Consider the following 20,725-nt stretch of genomic DNA (forward strand, 5'->3'; position numbering starts at 1 on the left):
ATGACAATACTCAGGGGATTGTCACCGAATCATAATATTGATTTTATCTGATAAAATCTATTTGATTATCAATTAAGGACTTACGAAAAATATGGATTACTAAGCTCAAAGGGAATATATCCTTTGGCACAAGTGTTGACTATATGACATCAATGGTCAGAAATTACAAATAGAAAAGACCAGCTTAATTATTTAAAAAAAAGAACATGAAAAAATTATTATTATCATTAGTTGCAGTTTCAGCATTCGCATTTGGCGCTCAGGCACAAACTGAAAAAGGAAAAGTTATGGTAGGTGGTAATGTTGCATTTGATACGCATAAAAGTGATGCATCAGGTGCAAAATCAAACAGCAGTTTCCAGATTGTACCAAGTGTAGGTTACTTTGTTTCTGATAACATCGCAGTTGGTACTGGTATCGGATACGGTTATAGCAAAACAAATGGTATTCCAGGTCCAAACAATACCACTTTAATAAACGGTGTTAAAAATACTGCTTTCGTAGTGAACCCATTTGGTCGTTACTATGCTAACCTTTCTGAGTCTTTCAAATTCTTCGGACAATTATCAGTTCCAATGGCATTCGGTAAAGACAAAGCAGTAGATGCAGATGGTCATACAGGTGCTAAAACCGGAAGTACTACAGAAATCGGTGTAGCTTTATCTCCAGGTTTTGCGTTCTACCCTACTAAAAGAATCGGTATTGAATTCGCATTAAACGGATTAAACTACAATACACTTCGTAAAGAAGACGCTAATGGCGACAAAATGAAAGGTGCTGGTTATGATGAATTTAGTTTCGGTGCTAACTTCTTCTCTCCAAAAATCGGTGTTCAGTTGCATTTCTAGTCACTCTACTTAATTTAGATTTTTATAAATGCCCGGAGATACTCTTCGGGCATTTATGCGTTAAAGCCCTTTATTTTTTAGTGATTTTCGTTATTTTAGCTGTGGATTTAATCCGCTAACTTATATTCTTCAGGAAATCATCATGGAATCTATGCACCAACACCGGGCATTTAATACCTGATGACTTCTAAACCGTAAAAAACTAAATTACTGATGAAAAAAATACTTTTAATTGCCTGTGGTATCGGCTTCGGCTTATCCGGATTTGCCCAGGAAAAAACCCTAAAAACGCTTAAAGACAATGCGGCGACAGTCGTGAAAAACCAGGGTAAAACCGGCACCTGCTGGAATTACTCGACTACTTCCTTAATCGAATCGGAAGAAATGCGTAAAGGATTGGGCGAATTTAACCTTTCAGAGATGTTTCCAGCCAGAAACATCTATATCGAGAAAGCCAAAAACTATGTACTTCGTCAGGGGAAAGCGCAATTTAGCGAAGGTGGTTTGGGTCATGACCTGATCAGAGCAATTGCACTTTATGGTGCCATGCCTCAGGAGGCTTATCAGGGAGCAACAGGAGAGATTCCAGACCATACCGGCCTTGATCAATCGCTTAAAAGCTACCTGGACACTGTTTTGAAAAAACGTCCGGTTGCCGCCAACTGGCTTGTCGGTTATGAGCAGATCCTGGATCAGAAATTAGGTACTCCTCCTGCAAATTTTGACTATAAAGGAAAAAATTATACGCCAAAAACTTTCGCCAAAGAAGTGCTTAAATTCGATGCTAACGACTATGTAAACATTTCTTCTTTTACCCACCACCCTTATTACTCGACTTTCGTACTGGAAGCTCCGGATAATTTTGCCAATGGTTCTTTCTATAATATCCCGCTTGAGGAGATGATCAGTCTGACGAAATCTGCGGTTCAAAATGGCTATACGGTAATGTGGGATGCCGATGTGAGCAGCAAAAACTTTCAGCAGAAAAAAGGTTACGCCCTGTTATTTGCTGATGATGCCGATGTGAAAGCAGCAGCTATAAATCCTGATGCAAAAGAGAAAGCATATTCTCCGGAATTACGCCAGCAGCTGTATGAGGATTTGACTACTCAGGATGATCATTTGATGCACCTCGTTGGATTGGATCAGTCCAGTGACGGTAAGTACTTCTTTAAAGTGAAAAACTCTTGGGGCGAAGTTGGTCCGTTCAAAGGATTTATCGAAGTATCTGAGCCTTACTTTGCCATTAACACGGTAAGTCTGGTTGTGCCGAAAGCAGCGTTGTCTTCACAATTGAAGAAGAAATTAGGAATTTAATTCCGTGTTGTTTTTTTAAACTAAACCTGTTGCTCTGAATTAAACGTGTTGTTTTGAATTGAAGAAAAGGCCTGTGCATTTTGCTTCGTACAAACTTTTATATTAAAGGTTTGATTACGAAAAAAGCACAGGCCTTTTGCTTTGAACCGACATCAAGAAACCTATCCATCTTGATACTATAATATCTATACATCACCACATCTAGATATAAATACATAGTGATATCCAGATATCAATACTTAAGAAAGTAACCACACAAACAACTAAAAACCAATGGATTAAATAATATATTTTTGAGACATTTGACCCTATAAAACATTAATATTGTTTTCTACCTTATGCAGAAATAGGACGCAATATGAAAATTAAAAAAAACTACCCTTTGATTTCTTGTATATGTATCAGTCAAAACAGACCACAGCAATTGCTAAAGGCAATTGTGAATTTCGAACAGCAAAGTTACCCAAACAAAGAGCTGGTGGTCTCCTACCCCCGCAACGACTTACCCACAAAAAAACTGCTGGATAGGATCTTAAAAATCTCTCATTTAAAAATCATTATCCTTTCCAGGGAAAGCAATGGCTCCTTAGGTAAAAAGAGAAATCAGGCTGTCGCAGCAGCTCATGGAAGTTATATCTGCACCTGGGACGACGACGATTGGTACCATCCGGAAAGGCTGAAACAGCAAATGAGTCAGCTTCAAGACTCAATCACAAAACACCAGGCCTGCGTACTAAAAGAAATCATCTTATATAACCGATTGAATGAAAGCGCCTATCTTTCCGCAGCCTACAACTGGAGTGGCACGCTCTTATGTAAAAAAGATCTGGTGATTCAATTTCCCTACCAGGACACCAACAGACTTGAAGACGGCCCTTTAATCGAACACCTGGAATCCAATAAACTCCTCCTCCCCATCAAAGGATCTTTCTACCTCTACGTATACATCTATCATGGCACGAATGTCATAGACGGAGTTCTTTTCAGCTATTACACCAGAAACGGGCCGCAATTAGACCATAAAGCCACCCTAAACATCATTAAAAATGTAGAAGCTTCCTTTGAAATAAACTAAAACCTATGCAATAAGCCTGGATTTATTTTTTGCGCATAAAAAAGCCAGGAAGGCCTGGAGTACCTACAAATCTTTCTTTCAAAAGATTTGAGTACGAAAAGCGTCCTGGCTTTTAAAAACTATTTCTTCGGATCTAAATTATTTCTTCGGATCCAATTCCATACCTGTCACATCTACCTCTCCCGTTTGAGAGAAATCGCCGATCAGGTATTTGTTAAAATGATCTGCAAGCTTCCAGAAAGTATATTCTGTTAAGTCGCCAAAACCATGACGTTGTCCCGGAACGATAACAAACTCAAATCTTTTCCCTGCTCTCATCAAAGCATTTGCTACTCTAATCGTGTTTGCAGGGTGTACATTGTTGTCAATATCACCAGTCATTAACATCAAATGACCTTTCAGGTTTTTCGCTAAATCAGGATTCTTATCAATGCTATATTTGAAAGTCGTGTCACCTTTAGCAGAAATCACTTCTTTTACCCCATGGTGTTTCTCACTCCACCAACGGTTGTAAATGCTGTTATCGTGGTTACCGGCATTAGATACCGCAGCTTTAAAGAAATCAGGATAAACCAACATTGCAGCTGTAGACATAAATCCACCACCCGAGTGACCGGTGATTCCTACTTTAGTTGCATCGATAAACTTGTTTTTATCTGCCAATTGCTCTACTGCAGCTTTCTTATCAGCCAATCCATAATCACGCAGGTTGCCATAACCGAAAGTATGGTACCATTTAGAACGTGCAGGATTTCCACCTCTGTTACCTACCGTGATCACGATATAGCCAAACTGTGCCAATCGCTCCGTTCTATCCATGCTTTTGCTGAAAGACTTGTTAACCGCCTCCGTTTGAGGACCTGGATATACATACTCGATGATCGGGTATTTTTTATTTGGATCAAAATCGAAAGGCTTGTACATGACACCATAGATATCGGTGATTCCATCATCCGCTTTCACCTTAAAAGGCTCAGGGAATTTGTAACCGGTAGCCATTAGCAAGGATAAATCTGTTGTTTCCAGATTCATGACTACCCTACCGTTATTATCCATTACGACTGCCTTAGGCGCTGTATTCACTCTCGAAGAATTGTCTACAAAGAATTTAGCCTCATCATTCATGCTGATCGCATGGTCAAAATCGCCTTGATTTAACAGTTTCATGCCTGAACCATCAAAATTGATGCGGTACAAGTGTACATAATAAGGATCTTCCTTGCTTTCTTTGCCATTGGCAGTGAAATAAAGCACTCTGTTTTTCTGGTCTACATTTACGATTTCCTCGCAATGGAAAGCACCTTTAGTAATCTGATTTTTCAGTTTTCCGGCAGCATCAAACAGGTAGAAATGTCCCCATCCATCACGCTCCGACCAATGAATCATTTCTTTACCCTCATTTACCAATCCCGGACGGTTTAACTCCAGGTAAGTATTGAAACGCTCTTCAATTAAAGGCGTAACGGCACCGCTCTGAATGTCTACCGCACATACATCCACACGCTTTAAATCTCTGCTGGTACGGCCAAAATAAATCTTATTATTTGTTCCCAACCAGATCGAAGGACGGAATTCATTGTCTCTGTCTTTAACCAGGTTTGGCGCTGGCCATACTGATAAATTCTGGTCTTTAAAGGCGTTGGTATTGAGTTTTTTATAGCTTTTAGCTGCGAAATTGAATAGCAACATCTCATCGATAGGTGCTTCCGCTTCACCAGGCATCTGGTATTTATAGGTTTCCAGCGTTGGTCTTCCTGCGGAAACATTATTGATCACCCAAAGGTCTTTTACTTTACGACTATCGGATCTGTTTAACACAAAATGTTTTGCATCCGGCGACCATAACACATAAGCTCTTCTTCTTTTTTTATCATTTTTCAGGAGCTCTTCGTTGTTCTCGCCATCGCCATTGCTGCCGTAAGCGTAGAACTTCTGACCGTCTTTTGTCAGCTGGTTCTCTACAATCGTGCTGTCTTCTTCATTCTTGACTGCCTTCTTGTAGTTCTCCTTATCCATCCAGTACAAATTGTAATTTCTGGTAAAGACAATGGCTGATGAATCTGGCGCTACTGCTCCCCAGGTTGGTTTTGCCTTAGGTTTCGTATAATTAGGAACTTCGGTCAGCTTTGCTGTTGCCAGCACATAGTTGAAAAAGTATATCTTTTTCTGCATCGAATCTGCAGCTTTTTTATCTTTTCTATCTTTCTTTAGCTCATCAATTGTACTTTTCAGCTCAAAAGTAACCGCCTTTTCATCTGCGGAGAACTTCAGGTTTTCTAAAGGCAGGTGTTGTGCATCAAAAGGATCACGCATGATGGTGGTGATTTCTGCTGCCAGCTTCGCATTGTCAAATATTTTCTTTTTTGTTTTCGCGGATGGATCTACCAGATACCATTCCTTGCCTGCCGGAGTTTCATATTCGTACCAGAATCTGTTGCTCAGTTTCAGCCAATGTGGATCAACGGCCGTAGAATAAACCAGTTTTTTAATCTTGGCAGGTGAGAATCTCGAAGCCAACTGGTAATTGGCCTTCGGAGCAGCTACTGTCGACTCTGTAATCGTAAAGGTTTTGGTTTGCGCCATGGCACCATACCCCATACAAAGCGATAGTAAAAGTGGAGTGTAAAGTTTCTTCATTAGTGGTTTTAAATAAACCGCCTAAATTATTGATTAAAGATGGTAAGAACTGGCTTTATTATGTAATAAACATGATAGTTTTAACGAATTTTGTGGTGTGCGGCAGTACTGATCATACTTGTACTCAGACATTGTAAATATAATGAGTAAATCAGGATTGATTTTTTAGTTTTGTATGAAATACTGAATTATGAAACATACCTTCCTCCCTATTCTTGCTGCCGCAGTAATGCTCAGTGCCGGATGCCAGTCAAAATCACAGACCAATGGTGCTGCTGACAACCCTAAAGACTCTTTAACCACTACAACTGCAGAAGGTACTCCAACAATGGAGCAAAGCAAAGCGCCAGTTACGGATATCTCTAAAATCAAAGTAGCAGATGCTAAAACCATCCTTGCACGCAAACAAGTGCCTATTTTATGCTACCACCAGGTGCGCGACTGGAGAGAAAAAGACTCGAAAGCAGCAAAAGATTATATCATTCCTATCGCTACTTTCAAAGACCATATGAAAATGTTGGCCGATAGCGGTTACCATACGATCCTTCCAGATCAATTATACGACTACTTAAACAATGGCACTGCCTTGCCAACTAAACCAATCATGCTGACTTTTGATGATACTGACTTGGATCAGTTCACCATTGCAGCGCCGGAAATGAAGAAATATGGCTTCAAAGGAGTGTTTTTCGTGATGACAGTTTCCCTTGGCAGACCAAATTACATGAGCAGAGACCAGGTGAAACAACTTTCTGATATGGGCCATGTGATCGGTTCTCATACCTGGGATCACCACAATGTGAAAAAATACCAGGGTCAGGATTGGGTAACGCAAATTGAAAAACCAACCAAAACTTTGGAAGAAATTACAGGAAAAAAGATTCAGCATTTCGCTTATCCCTTCGGATTATGGAATCCTGAGGCCATTCCCGAACTTAAGAAAAGAGGTATGAAATCTGCGTTTATTTTAGCTACGAAACGTGATGAAAATGATCCGTTGTATACCATCAGAAGGATTATCGCCAGCGGTTACTGGACTTCAAAAACATTAAATAACAGCATTAAAAACAGCTTTTAAGTACTTCAATGAGAAATACCCTGTTCACACTGGCCGCGCTCTCGGCTATGTTTTTTTCTTCTTGTGTGGAAAATAGTAAAGCTGAAAAAGAGCACTCAGTAGTATCGGAAAGTAGTGATACTTCTGCAACTGGAACTACCGATGCAACAGCGGTTGGCCGCTCCGGAAAAAAGGCTGGCGCAGCAGAAATCCTGGCAAAAAAAGAGGTGCCCGTACTTTGTTACCATCAAATCCGCAACTGGAAAGCCAGTGATTCCAAACGGGCTCATGATGATATCATTCCACCGGCTAATTTTAGTCAGCATATGAAAATGTTGGCCGATAGTGGTTACCATACCATTTTGCCGGATCAGCTATACGACTACCTGAATTACGGGAAACAGCTTCCTGAAAAACCAATTATGATCACTTTCGACGATACCGATCTTGATCAATATACGGTAGGTGCTAAAGAATTGGAAAAACATGGTTTTAAAGGCGTTTTCTTTATCATGACCGTTTCCATTGGCCGACCGAGATACATGAGTAAAGCGCAAATTAAGGAACTTTCTGATGATGGGCACATGATTGCCAGTCACACCTGGAACCATAAAAACTTTGCGGAGTTTACGGATGAAGATTGGGAGATTCAGATCGATAAACCGACCAGAACACTGGAAACGATTACCGGTAAAAAGGTGGAATACTTTGCCTATCCTTATGGCGTTTCCAAAGCGGAAAACTTACATAAGCTACAAGAACATGGCTTTAAAGCTGCTTTTATCTTATCGACAAAAAGAGATCCGGATTACCCTTTGTTTACGATCCGCCGGATTATAGACCCGGGGACTTATACTGCAAAGAATCTATACAATAGCATCAATAAAAGTTTTAAATAATAGCTTTTATTATAATTTACAAGAAAGGTATGCCCTGCTAAATATAGTAAGGTATACCTTTTTTTTGTACGCTTCTGTTTTTGAAAGTAGTTGTTTTAATCACCAGGCCTTAGTCGTTTAGTCCGGACAGGAGGTCACCGCAGCATAGATTTTTAAAAGCATCGTCCAGATCCCCTGAGATTGTCTTTGGCCCATAAAGTCCTTAGGCTCATTTGCCGGATCTTGCTCTTCTTCAGGCAAGGTTAACATCTGACTAAGCGTATCATTCCAGAAATCGACTATCTGAACGGAATGATTACATTTTTTCAAAAAAATAACGTTAGAGATCAACTGACCAGTTTCCCTGGCAGATACCGCATTAAAATAATCGAATACCTCCCTTTTAGTATACTTCAGGTCTGAATGCTGAAACCCCAACACTCCGGTTTCTGATTGATTCAATTGATCCAGATATTGGTCAAATCTTTCCCTACCTAATTTATTAATCTGGAAATCCGGATCACCATAAACTAAGATGTCTCCATCTTCCATATCCTGTAACGCTCTTTTGATAAAGTAGGGCCTCCATACAACGCCTCCACCCAAGGTAAGCTGAAGCGCTTTATGAAATTCCTTCTCGAATTCTATATCAAAGTCTTCATATCTAAAAATAGTAACCTTATCAAAAAAAGAAGAAGCAACCGCGAGGGCCTTAAAATACCCACTTCGCAACTCATACCCCTTATCACCATAACTGATTAAATGTATTTCCATATCTAAATGATTAGTCAAAGTCTAATTTATATATTTTTATAGCTAATAACCAAATCTTAGAACTATAAATTAAAAAACATAACTTATTTACAATCAAATAATTGATAATAAAATCATAAATTTATACACACTGTAATTTATTTATGTTAAAACCAATATTTTTAAGCACAACTACATCAGAATACAGTGAAATTTCGAATATTCCGAGCTATTGTGTCAAAAATTTGGGCTATACCACCCTGTTTTAAATATTGGAAATTTGTTAAATTCGTATTTACTAAAACCATGAATTATGGAACGCGTTCTCGATAATACCGAATTTGAAGATTATGACACCTCCGTTGTCATGTCTTTTTATAAAAAAATGAAAGACTTTAGAAGAGTGTTTCCGGTCAATGCCCCTTATCTCGAAAGAAATGGCATAGAGGTCATCATTGCATTAGATGAACCTACGGAATGTGAAGAATTAATCGAATTCATAAAGGGATACCCGAATATCAACTGGCGGGTAATTGTGAACCGTAACGATCATGAATGGCGAAATCCATCCAAGGCCTGGAATGTTGGGATCAGGCATGCCACAAAAAAATTCATCCTGATCGTAGATCCGGAATGCGAATTTCTTACCGACATCGTTCAGCATTTAAAAGACGCAGCTGAAATGTATAAGAATTACTTCTATGTCGGTAAAGTTGCTTTTGTAGATTACGCTTATAAAGCTAGCCCTCACAGCGCAGAAACGCAGTCATTTAGCAAAATTGGTAGTATTTTAACCAGAAAAACCGACATCGAAAAAGTATCCGGCTATACCGAAGCTTTCAATATCTGGGGTGGCGAGGATGATAATTTACACGCAAAACTGAAGAAGATTGGCATTAGGAAAGCAGATGTCGCAACCGCATTACTCTTGCATCGCGAAGAGAAAACTGATGGGACTGATATCAGAGCACATAAAATCTTAGCCCTTCCAACAAACCTGATCAATAAAGCGATTACGCCTGACGAGCAAGACTTTATTGACCCAAACTGGGGAAGAGATTTTAAAGAGGTCTGTTTTGATTATTTAAAGATCAATCAAGATTAAATGATTTCATTATTCAGGTAATGTTTGCGATTAAAATTAAAAGATTTTTTGAAGTCTAATTTTTATAGGCTCCGGTAAAGTCCATAATTTTGGGTCATATGACCCAGTTTTGCAGTAGCAAAATACGTTAAATTTGTGTTTACTAAAACCTGAATTATGGATCATACGATCAGTAATACCGAATTTGAAGATTATGACATCTCCGTTGTTATGTCTTTTTATAAAAAAATGAAAGACTTTAGAAGAGTATTACCGGTCAATGCTCCTTATTTCGAAAGAAATGGCATAGAGGTCATTATTGCATTGGATGAACCTACGGAATGTGAAGAATTAATTGAATTTATAAAGGGATATCCTGATATCAACTGGCGGATCATTGTGAACCGTAACGATCACGAATGGCGAAACCCATGCAAGGCCTGGAACGTTGGAATCAGACATGCCACAAAGAACTACATCCTGGTCGTAGATCCGGAATGTGAGTTTCTTACCGACGTAGTTCATCATTTAAAGTACGCGGCTGAAACGTATGATAATTATTTCTATGTTGGTAAAGTTGCCTTTGTAGATTACGCTTATAAAGCTGGCCCTCACAGCGCAGAAACACAGACTTTCACTAATTATGGCAGTATTTTAACCAAAAAAAACCACATCGAAAAGGTATCCGGTTATACCGAGGCTTTCAATATCTGGGGCGGAGAGGATGATAATTTACGCGCAAAACTGAAGAAGATTGGCATTAATAAAGCAGAGGTCGCAACTGCACTAATCCTGCACCGCGAAGATGAAACCGGTGGGGTTGCTACCAGAGCACATAAAATCTTAGCTCTTCCCACAGACCTGATCATCAAGTCATTTACCCCTGACGAGCAAGACTTTATTAACCCAGACTGGGGAAGAGATTTTGAGGAGATCTGTTATGATTATTTAAAGCTCAATGAGGCTTAAATGATTTCTTTAATCAGGTAATGTTTGCCATTAAAATCAAAAGATGCGCCTTTTTCTTTACCAATCAGCAGGTTACCAATTGGAGAAGCGGCAGAAATCGCAAATATATTTTCGCCATCCAGTTTCAGTTGTCCGGCACTAATGCTAATGTAAAAAGCTCCTTCAGAGGTATAAACCAGGTTTCCGTTTCTTACCCTATCATTTAAAGGGGTGTCCTTGAGCGATTTTAGAAGTTGTAAATTTTGTTGCGCATCCATCAACAGCCTTTTACTCCTGCCGATGTCCTGACTCATCATTTCGCGCGTGGTCTCAAACTTATCTCCGGCGCTACTCTTTGTATCATCATTACTGGCTTCGCGCGACTGTTCCAATGCTGTCTCTGCGGTAAGGATTCTCTGTTCTATGAAGTTCAAACAAAGCAGGTATAATTTTTCTTTAATGTCTTGCATAATTTATGATTCTACCCATTTTACTTTATCAGCTATCGGAGTTCTTTTGGCATCTCTTGGTGCTTCATTATGGTATCCCATATAGAACAGACCAAAACATTTTTCGTTCTTTTCCAGCTTTAAAAAGCTACCAAGGTTATCAATCAGACCAGGAGAACTCCAATACGCACCAATATTTAAGGCTTCTGCGGTCAGGGCCATGTTTTGTACGGCGCAGGCCAAGGCAGCAAGCTCTTCCCATTCAGGGACTTTGTCGGTGTGTAAAGCTGCATTTAAAGTAATGATGCAATTTGCCTGGGCTGCTTTCTCCAGAATGCTATCGTATTTCTTTTGCAGGAATTGATGCGCTGGTACAGTTTCTTTATACAACCTGGCCAGTTCTGCACCAAGTTTCATTTTACCTTCATTTCTGAAAACAATGAAACGCCATGGTTCCGTCAGCTTATGGGTAGGTGCATAATTTGCACTTTCCAACACTTGTTTAATCAATTCTACCGGAATCTCCTGCTCCGTATAGCTGATTGGGAAAATACTGCGGCGGCGTTGAATAATGCGACTTAATATATCTATTTCTTTTTCCATGAATCTTTCTGCTGGGATATAACTATTGGCAAAAGTAGCAATATCAGCTTTCCTTTTGTTGAAATTGGTCATTGTTTTCCGGCTTGATCTTTTTAAGCTGCTTTTTAACCTGTTTAGCTCTTCCAAAAAAGGCTACGCTTTCCATGTCTTCCAGATGGGTAATCGTTTCCATTAATTCGTCTTTAATCCATGGATATCGCGGAGCGAGGTTGGCTAAGGCCTGCATGGCTTGTACTTTAGTGGCCACCAATACCTTCTCTTCAATCAGCCAGTCGAACATTAGCCCGATCAGCGGTTCAAAATCTATTTTCTCCAGTTGTCCGGGGTGTAAGCCTTTCGCTTGTTTACTGGTCGCAAAAGCCAGAATTTTGGCGTAATGACGCATCGGGCCCGGGTGTTTCTGCGCAGGGAAACGACCTAAAAAATCTTCCAGGTAATCACCCAGACAATAATAACTAAAAAAAATATTCTCCAGTAACCATGCCGCCCTGAATGCCAGTTCTTTCCTGGAATGAAAGGTCAGGTCAATCACATCTTTAACGGTAAAACCGTCCTCAGATTTAACATAAAAATTCCTGTTAAGGGCAATTGCCTTTACCGTTTTCAGCCCCATTGGAGCGCCCAACCTGCTGATCAATTCATCTTTCGTCACCTTCTTGAAATTAGATTAGTCAAAACTAATAAATCCCCAATCAAATCATTTTATAAATTATGACTACCTTTGCGGCTTATTTTATCAGCAATATGATTTCAGTTTCTAACTTATCCCTCCGTTACGGAAAACGTACCTTATTTGAAGATGTGAACCTAAAATTCACGCATGGCAATTGCTATGGTGTAATTGGGGCGAACGGCGCAGGTAAATCCACCTTCCTTAAAATTCTTTCAGGAGAAGTAAACCAAACTTCAGGTAGTGTGGCTTTTACTCCAGGCGAACGTATGGCAGTTTTAAAACAAAACCACTATGAGTTTGATGAATTTTCAGTGATTGAAACGGTAATGATGGGTCACAAGGAATTGTACGACATCATGAAGGAAAAAGACGCCATCTATATGAAGGAAGATTTTACCGACAAAGATGGTGAGCGTGCTGGTGAGCTGGAAAACAGATTTGCAGAAATGGATGGCTGGAATATGGAAAGCAACGCTGCGACCATGTTGAGCAATTTAGGTATTAAAGAAGAACACCACTATAAGCTGTTAAAAGAATTAGATGGTACCCAAAAAGTACGTGTGTTATTAGCACAAGCTTTATTCGGTAACCCTGATGTATTGCTACTGGATGAGCCTACCAACGATTTGGACATTGAAACAATCGCCTGGTTAGAAAACTTCCTTGCAGATTACCAGACTATTGTATTGGTAGTATCTCACGATAGACACTTTTTAGATGCGGTATGTACGCATATTGTTGACATTGATTTCAGCAAAATGAGCATTTACTCGGGTAACTATACCTTCTGGTATGAGTCTAGCCAACTTGCTTTGAAACAACGTGGTGATCAAAATAAAAAACTGGAAGAGAAAGTTAAAGAACTTCAGGAATTTATTCAGCGCTTTAGTGCGAATGCTTCGAAATCGAAACAAGCAACTTCCCGTAAGAAAGCTTTAGATAAAATCGATATCTCGGAAATTAAAGCTTCAAGTAGAAAATATCCTGCAATTTTATTCAATAATTTGGGTAGAGAAGCTGGTGATCAGATTCTACAAGTTGAAAACCTTTCTTGTACGATCAATGGAGATGTGATGTTTAAAAATGTCAGCTTCATGGTTAATAAAGGAGATAAAGTGGCTATTCTTTCTCAGAACAGTTTAGCAACTACTGCTTTTTATAATGTACTGACGGCTCGTGAGCCTAATTATACAGGTGAGTTTAAGTTTGGTATCACTATTAGTACAGCAGATATTCCTAACGACAACACCCCTTATTTCGAAGGAAAAGATGAAAATCTGGTAGATTGGTTACGTGAGTATTCAGGTACTGAAATGGATGAGCAGTTTGTAAGAAGTTTCTTAGGTAGAATGTTGTTCTCCGGTGAAGAGGTTCTGAAAAATGTGAAAGTATTGTCAGGTGGTGAAAAAATGCGTTGTATGTTCTCTCAAATGATGTTAAAACATGCGAATCTATTGTTATTAGATGAGCCTACGAATCACCTGGATTTAGAGTCGATCACGGCACTAAACAACGGATTAAAAGATTTCAGAGGTACCGCTTTGTTTACTTCACGAGATCATGCGTTAACAGAATCGGTAGCAACAAGAATCATCGAAATTACGCCTAAAGGTGTAATTGATAAGATGATGACTTACGACGATTATATTACGAGTCCTGATGTGGCTCAGTTAAGAGCAGAAATGTATAAATAATTTAAAAGGGGGCTTACAGCCCCCTTTTTTTTATGGACGTCTGATTAAACATCGGTATAAACCAGTTCTTTGAGCAAGCGATAAAGATTTCCCTGCTGAAAGTACCTGTTCTTGTTATTGTCCATATCTTCTCCCGGTATCGGTGCCGGTTTTTTAATAATTTCTTTAATATCTTCTATGATGCAAGGGCTATCCAGATCCAGTGTACGGAAGTATTTTTCATTGTAGACTTCTGCAATGTTTGGCGCGCCGCAATAGATAGGAATCGTATCGCAAAGCGCACAATCCACAAACTTTTCCGTGATGTAATTCTTTTCATTGGAGTTTTCAATGGCGATAGAATATTCATAAGGCATTAAGCCGGTATGTTTATGTTCTATAAAGCCTTTATATCTCCCATCAGTTATATTAAAGCCCTTACCATAAATGTCAATATCCAGGTCTGATGAAAGAATCTGACGAAGCAATCTCATTCGCTTCGTGTAATTCCCAATATGGAAACTTAACGAAGACACAATCATTGATAGCTTTTTAGGCTTCTGGATCGATTTATTTTCTATAAACAGGGATTTATCTACGTTATCATGAAAAAACATGTAAGCAGGGCTCTCTATCACTTTCTTGCTCAATTTAATGTGATGGGTCTCTTCAAACAATTGCTGATCATGGACAATCAGATAATCACTATTACTTAAAAAGTAAGTATTGAGGTGAGCCGGACTCCAGGAAGGTTCCTGAATTATGGTGATTATTTTTGCTTTACTATGGATGCTTTCAGCTGTACTGTTAAATACCACTGCATAATCATAATCATCACTAGTGGTAAAGCTCAATGCATCATCATAAACTTCATAATTGGCCTTGAATCTTTTCAGCAGAACCTCTGAACAATCATAGTTGGCGAAAAATTTAACTCTCATATTTAGGTAGCTTATCAGTTGATATTTCTAAAGTAATGACAAAGAAACAGACAAATGAATTGCAGGGAATTATGGGTCATTTGTCCCTACATCTCCTGCCAATTCTCTCCTAAACGCGGATACCATTTCTTCTCGTAATACGTTCCCATATTTTCGGTTAACTCAGATTGTCTCTCCTCAGTTTGGTGGTTTAAGGTCTGTGTTTCCAAATGATCTACGAGGGAGGACGTAATTAACGCATGCTTTAAACCCAAAACAGAAAGGGTATTCGCATAGTCATTATCAGCACACCAAAACTTGAGGTTCTCATCTAATTTTCCGGTAAGCCTTAATACGTCTCTTTTAAGAAATAGACACCAACCTGAAATTTCATAGCGAATCCGATAACCCGGATAAATTCCCGTATGGGGTTTAAACCCCATAGTTTCATGATGTTTGACACATATAGGAGATGCGCTGGATAGATCTGGGTGTTTTAAAAATGCTTTAAAAATTTCTGTCGCCCAACCTGGATGAAAAATCAAATCATTGTTGCAAAGACAAACAAAGGGCGAGGAAGTCATGGCTAAGCCCAGATTCATATATTTATGGTAACCAAATTCTGTATCCGGATAAATAGTAGTCCCATATGGATAGGGATCAGGTTTATTTATTTTTTCTGATTCAAAGGTTAAAATATTGAATTCAATTATTTCAGGATCCTCAGATGCCATCAGAGAAGCTAAACAGTTTTCGGTCATTTGCTTCAAATCTTCCGTCTGTGCATAGCTCAATATGATCACATCGACTTTTATTTTCTTCTTTTCCATTTTAATTCATTATTCCTGGTACATACTATAAATCTTAAATTCCTCTGCTGATATTCCCAGAACGACTTCCATTTGAGAATTCAACAATCGTTGATTGTTTTCCAGAAATAAAAGCTGATATAAACTGATCAGTCTTCCGTTCCCATCTACAATAGTAAAAGGTCCCTCAATACCAGAGGCCAAAAGAGTTATCCCCAACCATTGTATTTTATTGCTTCCTGCTTTCAAAGCTTGTTTAATGCCATCAATACGAAGATCCATGCCTCGATTCCTTTGAAGCGTTTTTGCAGCATCAGCAACGAGATAACTGTCATTTGTCATTCTGGCAAAGCCTTCTACCCCTATCGTTTGTAGCTTATTAAACTCTTCCAATTTAACTTCTAAATCTGCCATGTACCAGGAAACGTCTGTTGGCAAACAATCCATTAATGATAGATGATGTGGTTTCAAGGATCTGATGATTCCTTCTTTTTCCAAATCAGTATCATTTGAATGCAGTAATTGTAACATATCCTGAGGAATGGTTTCATCTATGGAGTCTAAATGCTCCACATAAACTTCCGCAATCGCCCAGCGGCGCAACATTTCATGATGATTGATTTTTTTGATTAATCTCATAGGCCATTATTTTGAGTCAGGTTGAATTTTCAATTCCATAGCCTCAATTTATCAAAAAGCAGAATGACTGTAATAAATAACAGAATTTTGGGTCATTTGACCCTATTTCGAAATAGATGTTTACCTAATTTTAGTCTACACAAAATCTAAAATACAATGGCAAAATCATGGTATGTTTTTATGGGCTTTGGAGATCCTTGCCTTTTTTCCAATTATAGAAGATTGACCGTTCAACATTCTTGTCTATGTGGAAATCAAATCTGTGCGATATATGCAGAGGGGGAAGAAACTCATCCAGAAGCACCACTTTCGCCCCATATTCAGAACTATATAAAAAAAGCAATGGTTACTGGTCAACTACAGCCAGACTACCCATTTGATGCTAAAAAGTATGTGTATTTAAAATATAAATAACCTTAACTGTATTTGATTATGATACCATCGTATCCATTAATTTCCTGTATTTGTATGACAGATGATAGGCCCGAACTACTTCAGAAAGCAATTAACTGTTTCAAGTCACAAAACTATTTAAATATAGAGCTTGTGATTTCTTTTCCTAAAAAAGACCGTTCCAGTAGAAAAATTATTGCGGACAGGCAAAATTCCATGCTCAACATCTTAGCTGTGGAAAGAGAAAAAGATAGTTCCTTAGTAGATGCAAAAAATCAAGCGATAAAAAAATCAAACGGGGAATATATTTGTACCTGGGATGATAGTGATTGGCATCATCCAAGCAGAATTTCCTATCAATACAACAGCATTCAAAATAAAGGTGAAGGATATCAAGCTAGTATTTTAAGCCATATCCTACTATATGATGTAATTAAAAACAAAGCTTATTCTTCTTTCAACAATACATGGGAGGGTACTGTATTGTGTAGTAAAGATATTCTTACACAAAAGAATAATAACATAAAGAGCTCTCCTATAATCGAGTTATTGCAATCCAGAAAACAATTATTGTTGTTGGATCAAGCTCCCTTTCTATATGTCTATATACATCATGGAGAAGAGACATGGAACGATCAAGATCTTGAATTCCTGATGTCCCACAGCCAACATTTAGAGGAGAAAGAAAAAGAAAACCTTCTCCAACACATGAATTAACCACTTAAAACAACCTAAAGAAAATATTATGATTTTACCATTAGTCAGCTGCATCATGCCAACGGCCAACAGGCAAAAATTCATTCCACTAGCCATTAGTTATTTTAAAGCCCAGAATTATGCTAATTCAGAGCTCGTAATTATTGATGATGGAAAAGAACCCGCTTCACAATTAATCCCTGATGATCCCAGAATAAGGTATTTCTATACTGAGCCCTTAGGTACTATAGGAGTAAAACGAAATTATGCGTGTGAAAAAGCAAATGGCGAAATCATCATGCACTGGGACGACGATGACTGGTATGCCCCTGACTGGATCACCAGGCAAGTTATTGCATTAAACACCTCTGCAGCGGACATAACCGGATTAAATCAGGTCATCTTCTATTCTCCATCTGTAGATAAACGATGGATCTACGAAGATAAGGATTTAGAAAAACCCTGGATCTGTGGTGCAACCATGGCTTATCATAAATCTTTTTGGCAAGAACACCCCTTTATAGACATCCAGGTGGGAGAAGACTATGATTTCGTTTGGAATACAGGAGCAAGAACTTATGCATTGGAATATACTCAAGGTTTCGTTGCAATTCTTCATGCACACAATACGAGTATTAAGCCGGTAGAAGAGATTCGACATAAGAAAAATGGAACAACATGGAAAGATCCAAATAAAACGAATCTACCATGAGCACGCCTTATGTTTCCTGTATCATGCCAACGGCAAATAGAGCAAAGTTTATTCCTTTGGCTATTGATAATTTTCTAAATCAGGATTATCGTAATGCGGAGCTGATTATCATTGATGATGGGAAAGAATCTGTCTGGGACATCATTCCAAAACACCGTCGGATCAGATACTTTTATAAAGAAACAGTCAGTACCATTGGCATGAAGCGCAATTTTGCTTGTGAAGAAGCAAAAGGAGAAATTATCATGCACTGGGATGACGACGATTGGTATGCGGGAGACTGGATCAGCAGACAACTAACAGCAATTGAATCCTCTGGAGCAGACATTTGTGGATTGAATGATATTCTATTCTTTTCTCCGGTGGTTGGGAAATTCTGGAAAGTCGTTGATAAACAAACAGAACATCCCTGGCTAGCTGGTGCTACAATGGTATACAAAAAAAAATTCTGGCAACAGCATCCTTTTAAGGATATACAAATTGGAGAAGATTATGATTATATCTGGAATACAGGAGCAACAATATTTGCCCATGATTATGTAGATGGATTTGTTGCTACACTCCATGCTCACAATACGACTTTAAAACCGTTTGAAGATTCAAGGCATAAAAAACATGCTATAAGATCAATGAATGTTAAATATGAGGGGAAAGCTGAAAACCCTGGAGAGAGTAAGCCTTATCACTAAAAAAGAAATTATGCCTTGGTATCAACTGATAAACAACGACATGGACATTTGTAATCCAGAGAGCTACAAAATATTAACAGCGGCACCTGAAACTGTTGACGGCCCTTATTTATCGGCAATTTTCGCCGATGAAATCCCTAATGACCCGGATAGAAAACCTGATCTGGAAGGTACTCCCGGCTTATTATTTTATATCATCAGGGCCCTAGCTAAAGGAAAAGGACAACCTGTTTCCCTATTCCCACCCGTTCCTTTAGAAGTACGCATGTCTATGCAACCCGCATCCGGAACAATTGAGGAATAACTATTTCATCTTTGGGTCATTTGACCCTATTAGTGAAAGAAACAACTCGTAAATTAGTATAAGAGAAAGGGAAATCCGAAAACCCTAAACAGAATAGGATAAAATAAAGTTTTTATTGCTTTTTGATTTACAAAAGCATTCTAAATTATGGCTAATTGGTATGCGTATAATGGTTTTGGAGATCCACTTCTAGCTAGTAGTTACAGGCTAATGCCTGTAAAACCTTTATGTGTTAATGGATGTCATATGTGTGCTATTTTACTAGATGAAAGCGCGCCTATCCCCTCAGACCTTTCTAGTGTTCTAGGTTACATCTATAATGCACTGGCTACATGCATGGCACAACCTGCCCCCCCTTCTAAAGCTTATGTCTATATGATCGAACTTTAAGGCTGATCTAATTCTAAACAACTTTATCTTAAAAAGAACAGAGATAGTCTGTTAATTAACGAACAAAAAGGAAGATCCGAAAATCCTGAATAGAGTAGGACAAAATAAAGTTTTTATTGCTTTTTGATTTATAAAAGCATTCTATATTATGGCCTATCATTGGTTTGGATATAATCGAACTGGAGATCCAACTCTTCCTTCAAGCTATTACAGAGTGTATGCTACACCCACCTGTACTAGTGGCTGCGAGATTTGTGCTATTTATCTAGATGATGACAGCGTGGGTAACCCTGGTCCTATTCCGGCAGAAGTGAAAAATTATATTAATGATTCACTCGTAACACAAGTACCTCAACCATCAGGAGGATCTAATAAACGGTTTGTCTATCTCAAAAGCTGTTGACAACTATTCACATTGATTCCTTAGATCCTATATAAATTATAAATCGATGTGAATTATACACTCAAAGATATTTACTATAAGATCCGGAACATAGTAAATCATCAATGCCCATTTTAAATATTTCTATTTGACTGTAGCAAATCGATTTAGATTTAAAGAGCAAAGATTACTTGCAAAATAACCGGAAAAAACTGGGAGATCCGAAAACCCTGAACAGAGTAGGCAAAATAAAAGTTTTTATTGCTTTTTGATTTATAAAAGCATTCTATAATATGGCTAAAAATTGGTTTGCATATGATGGAAGGGGAAATCCAAACCTTCCTGCAAGTTATGCCAGAGCAAATGTTGAACCCAACTGTACAGGTGGCTGCAACATTTGTGCTATTTATCTAAATGACGAAAGCCTCGGGAACCCTGGTAGCCTTGCGGAGGTACAAGACTACATTAGTAATGCTTTGATAACTCAAGTACCTCAACCGACAGGAGGACAACCATTTGTCACATTAAGAAACTGCTGATAATTATTCACATCGATTTCTAAGATCTTACATAAATCGATGTGAATTATACCCTCAAAGACATTTACTATAAAATCCGGATTATAGTAAATCATCAATGTTCATTTTAAATATTTCTCTTTGTCTGCAGCAAATTGATTTATATTTAAAGAGCAGAGATAGCTTGTAAAATACCAGGCGAAAAAGGAAGAAGCCGAAAATCCTGAACAGAGTAGGTAAAAATGAAAGTTTTTATTGCTTTTTGATTTATAAAAGCA

General features: G+C 38.4%; 21 protein-coding genes. 13 read left to right on the forward strand and 8 right to left on the reverse strand.

Translation table 11 applies throughout. The features are described from left to right. Positions 1-206: 206 nt before the first annotated feature. From R2Q66_RS06475 to R2Q66_RS06485, 3 genes are all read left to right on the forward strand, one after another. Positions 207-848: an outer membrane beta-barrel protein gene (locus R2Q66_RS06475; RefSeq protein ID WP_316747191.1), complete on the forward strand. Its 642-nt coding sequence runs from the start codon at positions 207-209 to the stop codon at positions 846-848. Positions 849-1,061: 213 nt separating this feature from the next. Next, positions 1,062-2,165, forward strand: coding sequence for a C1 family peptidase (locus R2Q66_RS06480; RefSeq protein ID WP_316747192.1), 1,104 nt, complete (start codon positions 1,062-1,064; stop codon positions 2,163-2,165). A gap of 358 nt (positions 2,166-2,523) precedes the next feature. After that, positions 2,524-3,240, forward strand: a complete 717-nt coding sequence (locus R2Q66_RS06485; protein WP_316747193.1) for a glycosyltransferase family 2 protein — start codon at positions 2,524-2,526, stop codon at positions 3,238-3,240. A gap of 138 nt (positions 3,241-3,378) precedes the next feature. Here R2Q66_RS06485 and R2Q66_RS06490 read toward each other — a convergent pair whose 3' ends face one another. After that, positions 3,379-5,877 (reverse strand): S9 family peptidase, encoded by a 2,499-nt coding sequence (locus R2Q66_RS06490; protein WP_316747194.1) that lies wholly within the window; start codon positions 5,875-5,877, stop codon positions 3,379-3,381. A 190-nt stretch (positions 5,878-6,067) separates the two neighbouring features. On the opposite strand from R2Q66_RS06490, the gene R2Q66_RS06495 reads away from it, so the two are divergent. Beyond that, positions 6,068-6,955, forward strand: a complete 888-nt coding sequence (locus R2Q66_RS06495) for a polysaccharide deacetylase family protein (RefSeq protein WP_316747196.1) — start codon at positions 6,068-6,070, stop codon at positions 6,953-6,955. An 8-nt stretch (positions 6,956-6,963) separates the two neighbouring features. After that, entirely contained in the window at positions 6,964-7,833 is an 870-nt protein-coding gene (locus R2Q66_RS06500; protein WP_316747197.1) for a polysaccharide deacetylase family protein, read from the forward strand. Positions 7,834-7,950: 117 nt separating this feature from the next. On the opposite strand, the gene R2Q66_RS06505 is transcribed toward R2Q66_RS06500, so the two are convergent. Beyond that, the gene (locus tag R2Q66_RS06505) at positions 7,951-8,586 is read right to left on the reverse strand and encodes a hypothetical protein (RefSeq protein WP_316747198.1); all 636 of its coding nucleotides are present in this window, start codon (positions 8,584-8,586) and stop codon (positions 7,951-7,953) included. A 292-nt stretch (positions 8,587-8,878) separates the two neighbouring features. Between R2Q66_RS06505 and R2Q66_RS06510 the strand changes: the two genes are divergently transcribed. Together R2Q66_RS06510 and R2Q66_RS06515 are read left to right on the forward strand one after the other, a co-directional pair. Beyond that, complete coding sequence (locus R2Q66_RS06510; protein WP_316747199.1) at positions 8,879-9,670, forward strand: glycosyltransferase family 2 protein; 792 nt, start codon at positions 8,879-8,881, stop codon at positions 9,668-9,670. A gap of 156 nt (positions 9,671-9,826) precedes the next feature. Further along, complete coding sequence (locus tag R2Q66_RS06515; protein ID WP_316747200.1) at positions 9,827-10,618, forward strand: glycosyltransferase family 2 protein; 792 nt, start codon at positions 9,827-9,829, stop codon at positions 10,616-10,618. Here the strand turns inward: R2Q66_RS06515 and R2Q66_RS06520 are convergent. The 3 genes from R2Q66_RS06520 to R2Q66_RS06530 are packed head-to-tail and all read right to left on the reverse strand — an operon-like array spanning position 10,615 to position 12,301. Further along, positions 10,615-11,067, reverse strand: a complete 453-nt coding sequence (locus R2Q66_RS06520; RefSeq protein ID WP_316747201.1) for a 3-oxoacyl-ACP synthase — start codon at positions 11,065-11,067, stop codon at positions 10,615-10,617. The two genes, R2Q66_RS06515 and R2Q66_RS06520, sit on opposite strands and share 4 nt — an antisense overlap. A gap of 3 nt (positions 11,068-11,070) precedes the next feature. Beyond that, positions 11,071-11,721, reverse strand: a complete 651-nt coding sequence (locus R2Q66_RS06525; protein ID WP_316747202.1) for a nitroreductase — start codon at positions 11,719-11,721, stop codon at positions 11,071-11,073. Further along, a complete protein-coding gene (locus tag R2Q66_RS06530; protein WP_316747203.1) occupies positions 11,693-12,301 on the reverse strand; it encodes a hypothetical protein in 609 nt (202 codons plus the stop codon). The genes R2Q66_RS06525 and R2Q66_RS06530 overlap by 29 nt, the downstream gene beginning before the upstream one ends. A gap of 92 nt (positions 12,302-12,393) precedes the next feature. Between R2Q66_RS06530 and R2Q66_RS06535 the strand changes: the two genes are divergently transcribed. Continuing rightward, entirely contained in the window at positions 12,394-14,016 is a 1,623-nt protein-coding gene (locus R2Q66_RS06535) for an ABC-F family ATP-binding cassette domain-containing protein (RefSeq protein WP_316747526.1), read from the forward strand. 44 nt (positions 14,017-14,060) lie between these two features. Here the strand turns inward: R2Q66_RS06535 and R2Q66_RS06540 are convergent, their stop codons facing one another. The 3 genes from R2Q66_RS06540 to R2Q66_RS06550 all read right to left on the reverse strand — a co-directional run bounded on the left by R2Q66_RS06540 (position 14,061) and on the right by R2Q66_RS06550 (position 16,363). Next, positions 14,061-14,936 carry a glycosyltransferase family 10 domain-containing protein gene (locus R2Q66_RS06540; protein WP_316747204.1) on the reverse strand — a complete coding sequence of 292 codons (876 nt, stop codon included), beginning with the start codon at positions 14,934-14,936 and terminating at the stop codon, positions 14,061-14,063. 86 nt (positions 14,937-15,022) lie between these two features. Then, complete coding sequence (locus R2Q66_RS06545) at positions 15,023-15,745, reverse strand: hypothetical protein (RefSeq protein WP_316747205.1); 723 nt, start codon at positions 15,743-15,745, stop codon at positions 15,023-15,025. 9 nt (positions 15,746-15,754) lie between these two features. Then, positions 15,755-16,363: a hypothetical protein gene (locus R2Q66_RS06550; RefSeq protein ID WP_316747207.1), complete on the reverse strand. Its 609-nt coding sequence runs from the start codon at positions 16,361-16,363 to the stop codon at positions 15,755-15,757. A 156-nt stretch (positions 16,364-16,519) separates the two neighbouring features. On the opposite strand from R2Q66_RS06550, the gene R2Q66_RS06555 reads away from it, so the two are divergent. From R2Q66_RS06555 to R2Q66_RS06575, 5 genes are read left to right on the forward strand one after another with little or no spacing between them, the layout of a single operon-like run. Beyond that, positions 16,520-16,777 (forward strand): hypothetical protein, encoded by a 258-nt coding sequence (locus tag R2Q66_RS06555; RefSeq protein ID WP_316747208.1) that lies wholly within the window; start codon positions 16,520-16,522, stop codon positions 16,775-16,777. A 54-nt stretch (positions 16,778-16,831) separates the two neighbouring features. Continuing rightward, positions 16,832-17,473, forward strand: coding sequence for a glycosyltransferase family A protein (locus tag R2Q66_RS06560; protein WP_316747209.1), 642 nt, complete (start codon positions 16,832-16,834; stop codon positions 17,471-17,473). A 28-nt stretch (positions 17,474-17,501) separates the two neighbouring features. Then, positions 17,502-18,164, forward strand: coding sequence for a glycosyltransferase family A protein (locus R2Q66_RS06565; protein ID WP_316747211.1), 663 nt, complete (start codon positions 17,502-17,504; stop codon positions 18,162-18,164). Beyond that, a complete protein-coding gene (locus R2Q66_RS06570; protein ID WP_316747212.1) occupies positions 18,161-18,853 on the forward strand; it encodes a glycosyltransferase family A protein in 693 nt (230 codons plus the stop codon). Before R2Q66_RS06565 ends, R2Q66_RS06570 begins: the two co-directional genes overlap by 4 nt. A 10-nt stretch (positions 18,854-18,863) precedes the next feature. After that, the gene (locus R2Q66_RS06575) at positions 18,864-19,157 is read left to right on the forward strand and encodes a hypothetical protein (protein ID WP_316747213.1); all 294 of its coding nucleotides are present in this window, start codon (positions 18,864-18,866) and stop codon (positions 19,155-19,157) included. Positions 19,158-20,725: the final 1,568 nt, after the last annotated feature.

Origin of the sequence: Pedobacter gandavensis, from assembly GCF_032677645.1 — a bacterium.
GTDB classification, from domain to species: Bacteria; Bacteroidota; Bacteroidia; order Sphingobacteriales; family Sphingobacteriaceae; genus Pedobacter; species Pedobacter gandavensis_A.

Coding starts and splice junctions, on each gene's coding strand:
- R2Q66_RS06495 (WP_316747196.1), top strand. CDS start 6,068: ATGAAACATACCTTCCTCCCTATTCTTGCTGCCGCAGTAATGCTCAGT.
- R2Q66_RS06515 (WP_316747200.1), top strand. CDS start 9,827: ATGGATCATACGATCAGTAATACCGAATTTGAAGATTATGACATCTCC.
- R2Q66_RS06570 (WP_316747212.1), top strand. CDS start 18,161: ATGAGCACGCCTTATGTTTCCTGTATCATGCCAACGGCAAATAGAGCA.
- R2Q66_RS06550 (WP_316747207.1), bottom strand. CDS start 16,363: ATGAGATTAATCAAAAAAATCAATCATCATGAAATGTTGCGCCGCTGG.
- R2Q66_RS06505 (WP_316747198.1), bottom strand. CDS start 8,586: ATGGAAATACATTTAATCAGTTATGGTGATAAGGGGTATGAGTTGCGA.
- R2Q66_RS06525 (WP_316747202.1), bottom strand. CDS start 11,721: ATGACCAATTTCAACAAAAGGAAAGCTGATATTGCTACTTTTGCCAAT.
- R2Q66_RS06555 (WP_316747208.1), top strand. CDS start 16,520: ATGGCAAAATCATGGTATGTTTTTATGGGCTTTGGAGATCCTTGCCTT.
- R2Q66_RS06480 (WP_316747192.1), top strand. CDS start 1,062: ATGAAAAAAATACTTTTAATTGCCTGTGGTATCGGCTTCGGCTTATCC.
- R2Q66_RS06500 (WP_316747197.1), top strand. CDS start 6,964: ATGAGAAATACCCTGTTCACACTGGCCGCGCTCTCGGCTATGTTTTTT.
- R2Q66_RS06485 (WP_316747193.1), top strand. CDS start 2,524: ATGAAAATTAAAAAAAACTACCCTTTGATTTCTTGTATATGTATCAGT.
- R2Q66_RS06560 (WP_316747209.1), top strand. CDS start 16,832: ATGACAGATGATAGGCCCGAACTACTTCAGAAAGCAATTAACTGTTTC.
- R2Q66_RS06540 (WP_316747204.1), bottom strand. CDS start 14,936: ATGAGAGTTAAATTTTTCGCCAACTATGATTGTTCAGAGGTTCTGCTG.
- R2Q66_RS06520 (WP_316747201.1), bottom strand. CDS start 11,067: ATGCAAGACATTAAAGAAAAATTATACCTGCTTTGTTTGAACTTCATA.
- R2Q66_RS06545 (WP_316747205.1), bottom strand. CDS start 15,745: ATGGAAAAGAAGAAAATAAAAGTCGATGTGATCATATTGAGCTATGCA.
- R2Q66_RS06535 (WP_316747526.1), top strand. CDS start 12,394: ATGATTTCAGTTTCTAACTTATCCCTCCGTTACGGAAAACGTACCTTA.
- R2Q66_RS06565 (WP_316747211.1), top strand. CDS start 17,502: ATGATTTTACCATTAGTCAGCTGCATCATGCCAACGGCCAACAGGCAA.
- R2Q66_RS06510 (WP_316747199.1), top strand. CDS start 8,879: ATGGAACGCGTTCTCGATAATACCGAATTTGAAGATTATGACACCTCC.
- R2Q66_RS06575 (WP_316747213.1), top strand. CDS start 18,864: ATGCCTTGGTATCAACTGATAAACAACGACATGGACATTTGTAATCCA.
- R2Q66_RS06490 (WP_316747194.1), bottom strand. CDS start 5,877: ATGAAGAAACTTTACACTCCACTTTTACTATCGCTTTGTATGGGGTAT.
- R2Q66_RS06475 (WP_316747191.1), top strand. CDS start 207: ATGAAAAAATTATTATTATCATTAGTTGCAGTTTCAGCATTCGCATTT.